At 68.3% G+C, this 11289-nt stretch carries 12 protein-coding genes; 3 read left to right on the top strand and 9 right to left on the bottom strand.

Translation table 11 applies throughout. The annotated features are described in order from the left end of the window. Position 1: 1 nt before the first annotated feature. Positions 2 to 1498 (bottom strand): ribonuclease G, encoded by a 1497-nt coding sequence (gene rng / locus BP05_RS00240; protein WP_496359286.1) that lies wholly within the window; start codon positions 1496 to 1498, stop codon positions 2 to 4. Continuing rightward, positions 1495 to 2100 (bottom strand): Maf family protein, encoded by a 606-nt coding sequence (locus BP05_RS00235; protein WP_496359284.1) that lies wholly within the window; start codon positions 2098 to 2100, stop codon positions 1495 to 1497. Before BP05_RS00235 ends, rng begins: the two co-directional genes overlap by 4 nt. Positions 2101 to 2307: 207 nt before the next feature. Between BP05_RS00235 and BP05_RS00230 the strand changes: the two genes are divergently transcribed. After that, complete coding sequence (locus BP05_RS00230; RefSeq protein ID WP_496360580.1) at positions 2308 to 3045, top strand: SIMPL domain-containing protein; 738 nt, start codon at positions 2308 to 2310, stop codon at positions 3043 to 3045. A gap of 134 nt (positions 3046 to 3179) precedes the next feature. Further along, positions 3180 to 3854 carry an energy transducer TonB gene (locus BP05_RS00225; RefSeq protein WP_496359282.1) on the top strand — a complete coding sequence of 225 codons (675 nt, stop codon included), beginning with the start codon at positions 3180 to 3182 and terminating at the stop codon, positions 3852 to 3854. Between the two features lie 50 nt (positions 3855 to 3904). Here BP05_RS00225 and rlmH read toward each other — a convergent pair whose 3' ends face one another. Beyond that, complete coding sequence (gene rlmH, locus BP05_RS00220; protein ID WP_496359280.1) at positions 3905 to 4375, bottom strand: 23S rRNA (pseudouridine(1915)-N(3))-methyltransferase RlmH; 471 nt, start codon at positions 4373 to 4375, stop codon at positions 3905 to 3907. A 6-nt stretch (positions 4376 to 4381) separates the two neighbouring features. Here rlmH and BP05_RS00215 point away from each other — a divergent pair, with 6 nt between their 5' ends. Continuing rightward, positions 4382 to 4660, top strand: a complete 279-nt coding sequence (locus BP05_RS00215; RefSeq protein WP_496359278.1) for a hypothetical protein — start codon at positions 4382 to 4384, stop codon at positions 4658 to 4660. Here BP05_RS00215 and rsfS read toward each other — a convergent pair. From rsfS to leuS, 6 genes are all read right to left on the bottom strand, one after another. Then, positions 4624 to 5061, bottom strand: a complete 438-nt coding sequence (gene rsfS, locus BP05_RS00210) for a ribosome silencing factor (RefSeq protein WP_496359276.1) — start codon at positions 5059 to 5061, stop codon at positions 4624 to 4626. The genes BP05_RS00215 and rsfS overlap by 37 nt on opposite strands. Before the next feature lie 30 nt (positions 5062 to 5091). After that, a complete protein-coding gene (gene nadD / locus BP05_RS00205) occupies positions 5092 to 5802 on the bottom strand; it encodes a nicotinate-nucleotide adenylyltransferase (protein WP_496359274.1) in 711 nt (236 codons plus the stop codon). Beyond that, a complete protein-coding gene (holA, locus tag BP05_RS00200) occupies positions 5795 to 6856 on the bottom strand; it encodes a DNA polymerase III subunit delta (RefSeq protein WP_496359272.1) in 1062 nt (353 codons plus the stop codon). Before holA ends, nadD begins: the two co-directional genes overlap by 8 nt. A gap of 12 nt (positions 6857 to 6868) precedes the next feature. Next, a complete protein-coding gene (locus tag BP05_RS00195; RefSeq protein ID WP_496359270.1) occupies positions 6869 to 7507 on the bottom strand; it encodes an LPS-assembly lipoprotein LptE in 639 nt (212 codons plus the stop codon). Positions 7508 to 7624: 117 nt separating this feature from the next. After that, positions 7625 to 8299: a glutathione S-transferase family protein gene (locus BP05_RS00190; RefSeq protein WP_496359268.1), complete on the bottom strand. Its 675-nt coding sequence runs from the start codon at positions 8297 to 8299 to the stop codon at positions 7625 to 7627. A 143-nt stretch (positions 8300 to 8442) separates the two neighbouring features. After that, on the bottom strand, positions 8443 to 11208 hold the full coding sequence (gene leuS / locus BP05_RS00185; RefSeq protein WP_496359266.1) for a leucine--tRNA ligase: 2766 nt from the start codon (positions 11206 to 11208) through the stop codon (positions 8443 to 8445). Positions 11209 to 11289: the final 81 nt, after the last annotated feature.

Here is an 11289-nt window from a genome sequence, read left to right as displayed (position 1 = left end):
GTCAGAGCAGCACGACATCGAACTGCTCCTGGGCGTACTGCTCGTCCGCCTGGAAGCGGATCGACTTGCCGAGGAATTCCTCCAGCTCGGCGACCGACGCGGATTCCTCGTCGGTGATGCGGGCGACGACCTTGGGCGAAGCAATCACCAGCAGCCGCGCCGCATCGAACTGGCGCACCTGGCGGACGATCTCGCGGAAGATTTCGTAGGTCACGGTCTCGGGCGTCTTCAGCGTGCCGCGGCCGCCGCATTCGTGGCAGGCCTCGCTCAGCTGGCGCTCCAGGCTTTCGGTGGTGCGCTTGCGCGTCATTTCCACCAGGCCCAGCGGCGAGAACTCGTACACGGTGGTCTTGGCGTGGTCGCGCGTGAGCGACTTCTCCAGCTGACGCAGCACCTGGCGGCGGTGCTCGGCATCGGTCATGTCGATGAAGTCGATGATGATGATGCCGCCAAGGTTACGCAGGCGCAGCTGACGCGCGACCGACTGCGCGGCTTCGAGATTCGTCCGATAAACGGTTTCCTCGAGGTTGCGCTGACCCAGGAATGAACCGGTGTTGACATCTATCGTGGTCATCGCCTCGGTCTGGTCGATGACCAGGTAGCCGCCGGACTTGAGCGGCACTTCCTTGTCCAGCGCGCGCTGGATCTCGTCCTCGACCCCGTACAGGTCGAAGATCGGCCGCGCGCCGGTGTAATGCTCGATCTTCTCGGCCAGGCCGGGCATGTACTGCGCGGCGAAGGCCTTCAGGCGCTCGCAGGTCTCGCGCGAATCGACCTTCACCTTCTCCACGTCCTTGCGCATCAGGTCGCGCACGGCGCGCAGCGGCAGGCTGAGGTCCTCGTACACGCGCTCGCCGACCCTGGCGCTGGCCGACTTCTCCTCGATCAGCTGCCAGGCGCGGTTGAGGTAGGCGACGTCCTCGGCCAGCGCTTCTTCCGGTTGGCCCTCGGCATTGGTGCGGACGATGTAGCCGTGGTGCGCGCCGGCCGGCGACAGCGCGGTGACGTGGGTCTTCAGGCGCGCGCGCTCGGCTTCGTCCTCGATGCGCGCCGACACGCCCACCACGCGGTTGCGCGGCAGCAGCACCAGGTAACGCGAAGGAATGCTCAGCTGCGTGGTCAGGCGCGCACCCTTGCTGCCGATCGGGTCCTTCACCACCTGCACGATGATGTCCTGGCCTTCGCGCAGCAGTTCGGCGATCGGGCGCGTCGGCGCCGGCGGCAGCGGTGCGGCGTCGCCCTCGCCTTCGCCTTCCACCACCACCTGGGTCGGCTTGACGATGTCGGCCGCATGCAGGAACGCCGCGCGGTCCAGGCCGATCTCGACGAAGGCCGCCTGCATGCCCGGCATCACCCGCTGCACGCGTCCCTTGTAGATGTTGCCGACCACGCCGCGGCGCCAGCCGCGTTCGATGTGCAGTTCCTGCAGCATGCCGTTCTCGACCACGGCGACGCGGGTCTCGCGCGGGGTGACGTTGACCAGGATCTCCTCGGTCATGGCGTTGCCACCGTGGATGCGGACCGTGCCGGGACGGATTCCAGGCCGAACTGGCGCAGCAGCAATGCAGTCTCGTGCACCGGCAGCCCCATCACGCCGGAGTAGCTGCCGCTCAGGTTCGCGATGAAGGACTCGGCGAAGCCCTGGATCGCATAGGCCCCGGCCTTCCCCTGCCACTGGTCGCCGTCGATGTACGTGGCGATCTGCGCCTCGCTCAGCGCGTCGAAGGTGACATCAGACACCGAGACCGTCTGCAACTCGCGCGATGGCGACACCAGCGACACCGCGGAAATGACCTGGTGGGTGCGGCCGGACAGCCGGCGCAACATCCCGGCGGCGTCTTCGGCGTCACGCGGCTTGCCGAAGACCTCGTCGTCGAGCACCACTTCGGTGTCGCTGCCGAGCACCACGGCGGCCGGATTGGCCATCACCTTGAGCAACCCGGCCCCGGCCTTCTCGCGGGCGACGCGGCGTACGTAGTCCTCGGCGGGCTCGCCGGGGGCGCGATGTTCGGGCACGTCGAGGTCGATGATGCCGAACGGCAGGCCGAGGCGGGCCAGCAGTTCGCGCCGGCGCGGGGATTGGGAGGCGAGATAGAGCATCGGGTCCTTGGGGCCAACGCGGCCCTGGGCGGGCGCAGGCAGGAAATATCGCGAGGCCGGAAGAATAACCCGGGCTGACTGGACCCCACCCCGCTGGCCATCACGTAACCCTGACCCGGCTCACGAATCGTTTACCGTACCCGCGCACAGTGCCTGCCACCTTGGCGCATCCCCCTCGTCCAACACGGAGTCAGACCCATGCCCTTGATGCTGTCCCGCACTGCCCTGCGCCCGCTCGCGCTGGCTGCCCTTCTCTCGCTCGGAGCCTGCACACCGATGTCCTCACATGCCCAGACCACTCCGTTCGTCGCCACCGACGGCACGCTGCTGAATGTTTCCGCGCAGGGCGAAGCCAAACGCGTTCCGGACATCGCCCGCATGTCCACCGGCGTGGTGACGCGGGCCGCGGACGCCAATGCCGCGATGCGCGCCAATGCCGAGCAGATGGCCAAGGTCGTTGCCGCGATCAAGGCCGCGGGCATCGCCGAGAAGGACGTGCAGACCAGCGGCATCAACCTCAACCCGACCTACCAGTACCGCGACAACCAGCCGCCCGCGATCACCGGCTACGAAGCCAGCAACACCGTGAGCATGACCGTGCGCGACATCCCCAAGCTCGGCAAGATCCTCGATTCGCTCGCGGCCGTCGGCGCCAACCAGATCAACGGCCCGAGCTTCGACGTCGACAAGAAGGACGAGGCGCTCGACGAAGCGCGTCGGAAGGCGGTGGCCAGCGCGCAGGCCCGTGCGGAGATGTATGCGAAGACGCTGGGCCTGAAGGTGCGTCGCATCGTCAGCATCAGCGAAGGCGGCAGCTTCGCTCCGCCCATTCCCATGGCGCGCGGCGTGATGGCGATGAAGGCGGAGGCCGCCGACACCTCGGTCTCCCCGGGCGAGAACACGCTGAGCGTCAACCTGGACGTGGTGTTCGAACTCGGACGCTGAGGGTCCGATCGGATGCAGGAAGAGGCCCGCTTTCGCGGGCCTTTTTCGTATCCGCGTGTTCTTCGCCTTCGGCCCAACCCCACGCGACTTGCCGGCGCGTTGTCATCCATGCCGACAACTTCTGGAGGTGGCCCATGGCACAAACCCTCGCTCCACGCATGCAGCGCTTCCCGTTCGGGAAGCTGGACTTCACCCGCATCTCGGCGGAAGCCGGTGCGATCGCGATCAATGGTGCGGCGCTGCTGCTGTTGCTGGCGCCATTGAGCATGCATGTGCCGCCGCAAGAGGAACGCTCCGAAACCCTGTACCTGCCGGTACTGCCCCGCGAGCTCCCACCCCCGCCCCCCCGGCCGCGACCGGTTGAAATCACCCCGCCGCGCTCTGTCCCGGTCACCCCCACCGTGCCGCAGAGGATCGAAGTTCCGCAGCCGCCGATCCTCGACGAGTCGCTGCCGGGTGACATGGCCGCGGATCCGGTCGAAGTGGCGAAGGTGGATCCCGGCCTGAATGACGCCATCACCCAACCGCTCGCCGGCGCCCACCTCGAATACCTGGCCGCGCCGCCGCCGCGCTACCCGATCGAAGCCATCCGCGAAGCCCTGACCGGCACGGTCACGCTGCGCGTGCTGGTGGACGTGGATGGCAGGCCGCTCGAAGTGCAGGTCGAGCACAGCAGCGGCCACCGCGTGCTCGACGCAGCGGCGAGGAAGCAGGTGCTGGGCAAGTGGCGGTTCAAGCCGGCCGTGGATAACGGTCGCGCAGTGCAGGCGATCGGCCTGGTGCCGGTGGTGTTCAGCCTCAACCAGTAGCAGCGGCAGCGAAGCGAAGGCCCGGACATTCCGGGCCTTCGTCGCATCGACTACGCGCGATGGTACGGATGGTTGGCGAGCAGCGCCGCCGCGCGATACAGCTGCTCGGCCAGCACCAGCCGCACCAGCATGTGCGGCAGCGTCAGCGGGCCCAGCGACCACTGCTCGTCGGCGCGCGCGACCACCTCGGGACCATGCCCCTCCGGGCCGCCGATTAGGAAGGCGAGATCGCGCCCCTGCCCGCGCCAGTGTTCCAACCGCTGCGCCAGTTGCTCCGATGACCAGGATTTGCCGCGTCCGTCCAGCGCGACCACCGTCGCCTGCTTGGGCAATGCCGCGAGCACGCGGGCGCCTTCGTCCTGCGTTGCGCGGGCGGCATCGCGTCCCTTGCCGCGCAGGCCGGGCTCGATCTCGACCAGTTCCAGCGGCAGCCAGTGCGAAAGACGCTTCTGGTATTCGCCGAATCCTTCGGCGACCCAGCGTGGCGCGCGTTCCCCGACGGCGATGAGCTTGGCTTTCATGGCGGCATGGTAACGGAGGCGATCGCGGTGACACGTGGCCGTTCCAGCGACGTAGTGCGCCGCGATGTCGCCGATGCCGGCATGGTGGATCTGGCGCAGGACCGCGACCGCGAGCAACTGATTGTCACGAACCGTGATCGTCTACGCCCCTGGGCGCCTGACGCCTTTGCCCGTGCGTACGGGAACCCCGATGCACAAACGCAGAACGGCGCCTGGAAGGCGCCGTTCTGCAAGAAACCAGCACGAAATCAGTATCGGCTTCCGGTGCCCGTCTCGCTTTCGTAGTCGCCGGCGTCATGGTGCGCCGGCGGCTGGTCGCCGACGGTCCACAGGCGCTCCAGCGCGTAGAACTCGCGGACGCGCGGCAGCATCACATGCACCACCACGTCGCCAAGGTCGACCAGCACCCATTCGGCCTCGCGCTCACCCTCCACGCCCAGCGGCTGGACATCGAGGTTCTTGGCGAACTTGACCACCTCGTCGGCGATCGACTTGACGTGGCGGGTGGAGGTGCCGGAGGCGATCACCATGAAGTCGGTGACGCTGCTCTTGCCGCGTACGTCGATCTCGACCACGTCCCGTGCCTTCAGTTCTTCGACCGCGGCGTGCACCGTCTTGAGCAGGACATCGGCCGGCGGCGGCGGGTTGGGAAGGCGGGTCTTGATGACTTGGGCTTGGCTGGTCAAGGGGCGGAGCTCTGTGGGTTTACCGGTGAATTATAGGGAACCTGAGTTTGGGGCGGCTGTCGAGTACAGATCGTGACGATCGATGTAACCGGCGACGGACGGCGGGACCCACTCCCGCCAGCCGCGATCTCCCGCCGCGATCCGCCGCCGCAGTTCGGTCGAGGATTCCGGGCGCGGTTCTTGCAGGGGCAGCACCGCCAGGCCGCCGCAGGGCTCGCGGAAGAGGTTCGCCAGCGCGCGCCAGCGCGGTTCGACTTCCGCGGCGACATCGGGCGCCACGCGCGCCAGCATCTCCGGATCGATGTGCGACCCCGGCCGCTGCACGGCCAGGATGTGGGCAAGGGCGAACAGTTCGCGCCACCGATTCCAGGTATGCAACTGGTTGAGCGAATCGCCGCCGACGAGCCATGCAATCGGCACGCGGTCGCCGAACTGCGCACGCAGCTCCCGCAGCGTGTCGACCGTGTACGACGGTCCTTCGCGCTGCAATTCACGGCGGTCGACCTTCAGCCCGCGCTCGCCCGCGACAGCCACCTCGAGCATGCGCGCGCGTTGCTGCGCGTCGGCATGCGTGGGGCCCTTGTGCGGCGGGTCCGCGGCCGGCAGCAGGAACACCGGCGCCTGCAGGGCATCGTGCGCGGCATGCGCCACCGCCAGGTGCCCGTTGTGCACGGGATCGAAGGTGCCGCCGAAGCAGATCATCGCCCGCACGCTGGCGTCGCCGCTTGCAGGCTCATCCACGCGTGGCGAGCAGCCGCAGCGCGCGGGGCTCGGCGACCGCGAGCAGCAGCCGCTCGAGCGCAACCCAGGCGTCTTCGGGTTCCAGCCCGCGTCGCGGCCGGCCCTTGGCGATGCTGTCGACGCGGCCCGCCTGCGCGAGGAACGCATCCCAGCGCCCGGCGTCGTGCCGCTGCAGCGCACGGCGATACATCGGCTGCTTGGATTCCCAGATGCGCTGCGCCTTGAACGCATTGGCGAGGTTGCCGGCGCGCGCGAGCGCGGAGGCGGTCTGCAGTTCCTTGATGACCATGCCCAGCAGTGCCGGCACGGCCTCGCCCTCGCCGCGCAGGCCGCGGATCATGCGCGATACCTGCGCGCCCTGCCCGTTCATCGCGGCATCGATGAGGCGGAATACGTCGAAGCGCGCGGCATCGGCTACCAGGTCGTGCATGCGCGCGGCATCGAGGACGCCTCCATCTGCAGCCGGGCCCGCGGACAACAGCTTGAGTTTCTCGATTTCCTGCGCGGCGGCGAGCAGGTTGCCCTCGACGCGGTCGGCCAGCAGCTGCACGGCGTCGCGGTCGGCCTTCAACCCACGCGAACGCAGGCGGCTTTCGATCCAGCCCGCCAGCTCATGCGGCTTCACCGGCCAGGCGATCGCGGTCAGGCCGATGCGGCCGATCGCTTCGCTCCACTTGCCGCCGTGCTGCTTGCTCCACTCCCCGGCCGTGACCAGCAGGACGATGTCACTGGGCGGATTCGCGCAGAACTCGCTGATCACCCGTGCGCCTTCCGTACCGGGCTTGCCGGTCGGCAGGCGCACTTCGAACAGGCGCCGGCTGGCGAAGAGACTTGGGGCGTGGACGCTGGATTCCATCGCCGCCCAGTCGGGTTCGCGCTGGTTGCCCTCGGCCTCGAAGACCTCGCGCTCGGAAATGCCCTGTGCACGCGCGGCGGCGCGCACGGCGTCGGCAGCTTCCAGCACGCGCAGCGGTTCAGGGCCGGCGATGAGATAGGCGGGACGCAGCGGGCCGGCCTGCACTTGCGCCGCCAGCTGTTCCGGCTTGAGTTCCATCGTTGCCTGCGGTCAGCGCGGCGCCGGCGGGTTGGCCGGTGCCTCGGGTGCCGGCTCCTGCGGGGGCGGCGGATTCGCGTCCGCTGCTTCCAGCGCAGCCTTGGCCGCGTCTTCGGCAACCGGTTCGTCCAGACGCGACTCCGGTGCCGGCGTGGTGGTGTCGGCGCGCGCCACGGCGCCAAGGCGGCGCAGGATCGAGGCGGCCATCTCGCGGCGCAGTTCCTTGACCAGCAGTTCGCGCTCGCTGTCCGTGCCGATCGAATTGACCGGGTTGGAAATGTAGTCGCGCGACAATTCGACCGCCTGGCGCGGCACCGGCTTGGTGCCGTCGGCCTTGCGCACTTCGAACACGACCGCATAGCGCAGGCTGTATTCCTGGGCGCGGCCAAGCTGGTCGACGCTGAGGGGCGTGTCGCCCCAACGCTCGGACAGCAGGTCGACCACGGTCGCCCCGGCATCGTCGGCGCCGGCGATCTGGGCACCCGCGCGCCGGACCGATTGCGTGAGCGAATCAGCCAGCGGGCTGTACTGGTCGACCGACTCGACGCGCACCGGACCGAGGTCGGCCGGCAGCACGAGCGGATTGCGGAGATGGAAGCCGCAGGCCGTGAGGGCCAGCGCGAGGACGATGGGCAGGCTGCGACGGATCATGCCGGAAGTCTGGACGACACCGGCGCGGGCGGCAAGCAGGCGTGCGATCACGCTCCCAGGCACTGCTTCACCGCCGGATCACCGCCGGGCCGCGATGGCGGGATCGGGCACAATCGCTCAATAGAGCGGTTCGTGCCCCGCGAACAGTTGCTGCGGCGTCTGGAACCCCGGCAAATCGGCCATGCGGCCGAGCCACTCGTGCACCCGCGGCCAGCGCGCCAGGTCGATCCCCGCGGCATCGGCCCAGGCGATCCCGTCGGGCGTTGCGACGTCGAAGCCTTCGCCGAGGAAGAACAGATAGCCACAGCAGGCCACATCGGCGATGGTCGGCACCCCGCACGCGAGGAACGGGCGACCCGCGAGTTCCTGTTCCATCCGGTCCAGGTCGGCCTGCGAACGACGCCGGTCGTACCAGGCCAGCACTTGCGGGTGGTATGCGCCGCAGCGCCGGCCGAATCGGGAATGTGCCAGGTTTAGGCTGATGCGGTTGGCTTCCCACGACAGCCATTCGCGCACGCGTAGGCGTTCGCCCTCGTCGCGTCCGTCCAGGCGCTGCTCGCGGCGCGCCAGATAGTCGAGGAGGGCGTTGGACTGGCACAGCACGTGGCCGTCGATCAGCAGGACCGGGACTTCACCGTGCGCGGACAACGCGCGGAACTCCGGCGAGCGTTCCGCGCGCGGTTTCCAGATCGCGACGTGGCGCTGCTCGAAGTCTAGGGCGAGCAGCGACAGCGCCAGGGCAACCTTGTAGCTGTATCCCGACTCGGGGTGGCAGTAGAGGATCGGATGCATCGAGCGATTGTCGCGGCGGTGCGACGCCCTATGCCAGGCCCGCCTTGGCGTGGCGAGATCCTGCTACCCCTGCATCGCCGCTGCGCTCGCCCACATCCGCGCGCTTCGACCCTTCCCCGCGGTGCAGGGAAAACGGAGGCCGATCAGCCGACCACGATGTTGACGATCTTGCCCGGTACGACGATCACCTTCTTCACCGCCTGCGTGCCGACGAACTGCGCCACGCTGGGTTCGGCCAGCGCGCGGCGTTCCGCGTCTTCCTTCGACACGTTGACCGGCACTTCGATGGTGCCGCGCAGCTTGCCGTTCACCTGCACCGCCAGGGTGATGCTGTCGCGGGCGAGCGCAGCCGGATCGGCGACCGGGAACGGTACGTCCTCCAGCAGCGTTTCCTTGTGCCCCAGCGCCTGCCACAGCGCGTGGCACACGTGCGGGGTGACCGGATTGAGCAGCAGGACCATCGCCTGCAGGGCCTCATGGCGCACGGCGCGTCCCTGGTCGCTCATGTCGGTGAACCTCGACACATGGTTGAGCAGTTCCATCAGCGCTGCGATGGCGGTATTGAAACTATGCCGGCGTCCATAGTCGTCGCCGACCTTCTGGATGGTCTCGTGCAGCTGCCGGCGCAGCGTCTTCTGCGCGGCATCGAGTCGGGCTGCGTCGACTTCCGGATGATCCGGCTGCGACACATGGGTAATCACTTCGCGCCAGAAGCGGCGCAGGAAGCGCGCCATGCCCTCCACGCCGGCCTCGTTCCATTCCAGCGACTGTTCCGGCGGCGCGGCGAACATCGAGAACAGGCGCACCGTGTCGGCGCCGTACTTGCCGACCATCAGCTGCGGATCGACGCCGTTGTTCTTCGACTTCGACATCTTCTCGGTGCCGCCGATATGCACCGGCTTGCCATCCGCCTTCAACCTGGCGCCCGTGATGTGCCCGCGCGCATCACGCTCCACCTCGACGTCGGCGGGGTTGATCCAGTCCTTGGAACCGTCGGGGTTCTCGCGGTAGTAGGTCTCGGCGATCACCATGCCCTGGCACAGCAGGTTGGTCGCAGGCTCATCGCTGGCGACCAAGCCCTGGTCGCGCAACAGCTTGTGGTAGAAGCGGAAGTACAGCAGGTGCAGGATGGCGTGCTCGATGCCGCCGATGTACTGGTCGACCGGCGTCCAGTACTTGGCTCGCTGGTCCACCTGCTGCGCGGCGCCCGGCGAGGTGTAACGCGCGTAGTACCAACTCGACTCCATGAAGGTGTCGAAGGTGTCGGTCTCGCGCTCGGCGGCGCCGCCGCACTGCGGACACGTGGTCTTGCGCCACTGCGGATCGGACTTGATCGGCGAGGTCACGCCGCTGAAGGCCACGTCTTCCGGCAGCACCACGGGCAATTGGTCTTCCGGCACCGGTACGTCGCCGCACTTGGCGCACAGGATCACCGGGATCGGGCAGCCCCAGTAGCGCTGGCGGCTCACGCCCCAGTCGCGCAGGCGGTAGTTGACGCGGCGCTGGCCGCGGCCGGCCTGCTCGAAACGGTCGGCCAGCGCGTCGAAGGCCTGCTGGTATTCCAGGCCGTCGAACTCGCCGGAATTCACCAGGTAGCCGCGCTCGGTGTACGCGCCTTCTTCGGCGATGCGCTGCTCGAACTCCTGCACCACCTGCACCGCGGCGCCGGTGTCGTACGCGTCGATCGCACCGCCTTCGCCCAGCGCGCTGCGCATGGGATCGCTGTGGCCGGCGACGTCGCGGCCGATCTCGGTGAGGGCGTCGCGCACGTCGGCCGGGACGATCACCATCCGGATCGGCAGCTGGTAGGCGCGGGCGAATTCCCAGTCGCGCTCGTCGTGGCCGGGCACGGCCATCACCGCTCCGGTGCCGTAGTTCATCAGCACGAAGTTGGCGACGTAAACGGGCACCTGCTCGCCGGTGATCGGATGCAGCGCGCGCAGGCCGGTGTCGCGGCCGCGCTTGACCTGGGTTTCCAGCTCGGCTTCGGACACGCCCCCCTGGCGCAACTCGGCGATGAAGGCGGCGAGTTCGGGATCGCCCTGGGCCGCATGCAGCGCGAGCGGATGTTCGGCCGCGATCGACACGAAGGTCACGCCCATCAGCGTGTCCGGGCGCGTGGTGAAGACCGTCAAGGGCTCGACCGCATTGCCGTCGCCATCGACCACGTCGAAGCGGATCTCAAGGCCCTCGCTGCGGCCGATCCAGTTGCGCTGCATGGTCTTGACCGCATCCGGCCAGCCCGGGAGCGTGTCGAGGCCGTCGAGCAACTGCTGCGCGTAGTCGGTGATCTTGAGGAACCACTGCGGGATCTCGCGCTTCTCCACCAGCGCGCCGGTGCGCCAGCCGCGGCCGTCGATCACCTGCTCGTTGGCGAGCACGGTCTGGTCGACCGGGTCCCAGTTCACGACCGAATTCTTGCGGTACGCCAGGCCCTGCTTCATCAGGCGCACGAACATGCGCTGCTCGTGCACGTAGTAGTCCGGGCGGCAGGTGGCGAACTCGCGCGACCAGTCGATGGCGTAGCCCATCTGCTGCAGCTGGGCCTTCATGTGCGCGATGTTGGCGTAGGTCCACTTCGCCGGCGCGGTGTTGTTCTTGATCGCCGCGTTCTCGGCCGGCAGGCCGAACGCGTCCCAGCCCATCGGCTGCAGCACGTTGTGGCCGGTCATGCGCTTGTAGCGGCTGATCACGTCGCCGATGGTGTAGTTGCGCACGTGGCCCATGTGCAGCGCGCCCGACGGGTACGGCAGCATCGACAGGCAGTAGTACTTGGGCTTGCTGGAAGCCTCGTCGACCTCGAAGGCGCGGTTGGCGATCCAGAACCCCTGCGCCGCGGCCTCGACGGCTTGCGGATCAAAGGCCTTGGGATCGGCGGCGGATTCGGTGTGGACGGCTTCGGTGGACACGGTGGCAAACAGTACGGGAAAGACTGGAAAGCCTACCGCAGCGCACCATTCGCCGCCATTGGCGATGCGCAGGCCACCGGG

Source organism: Lysobacter oryzae DSM 21044, from assembly GCF_059568595.1.
The sequence above is the reverse complement of the archived record's forward strand: the minus strand, read 5'-3'. Positions and strand labels throughout refer to the sequence as shown.

Coding starts and splice junctions, on each gene's coding strand:
- rng (WP_496359286.1), bottom strand. CDS start 1,498: ATGACCGAGGAGATCCTGGTCAACGTCACCCCGCGCGAGACCCGCGTC.
- BP05_RS00235 (WP_496359284.1), bottom strand. CDS start 2,100: ATGCTCTATCTCGCCTCCCAATCCCCGCGCCGGCGCGAACTGCTGGCC.
- BP05_RS00230 (WP_496360580.1), top strand. CDS start 2,308: ATGCTGTCCCGCACTGCCCTGCGCCCGCTCGCGCTGGCTGCCCTTCTC.
- rlmH (WP_496359280.1), bottom strand. CDS start 4,375: ATGAAAGCCAAGCTCATCGCCGTCGGGGAACGCGCGCCACGCTGGGTC.
- BP05_RS00215 (WP_496359278.1), top strand. CDS start 4,382: ATGGTAACGGAGGCGATCGCGGTGACACGTGGCCGTTCCAGCGACGTA.
- holA (WP_496359272.1), bottom strand. CDS start 6,856: ATGGAACTCAAGCCGGAACAGCTGGCGGCGCAAGTGCAGGCCGGCCCG.
- BP05_RS00225 (WP_496359282.1), top strand. CDS start 3,180: ATGGCACAAACCCTCGCTCCACGCATGCAGCGCTTCCCGTTCGGGAAG.
- BP05_RS00195 (WP_496359270.1), bottom strand. CDS start 7,507: ATGATCCGTCGCAGCCTGCCCATCGTCCTCGCGCTGGCCCTCACGGCC.
- BP05_RS00190 (WP_496359268.1), bottom strand. CDS start 8,299: ATGCATCCGATCCTCTACTGCCACCCCGAGTCGGGATACAGCTACAAG.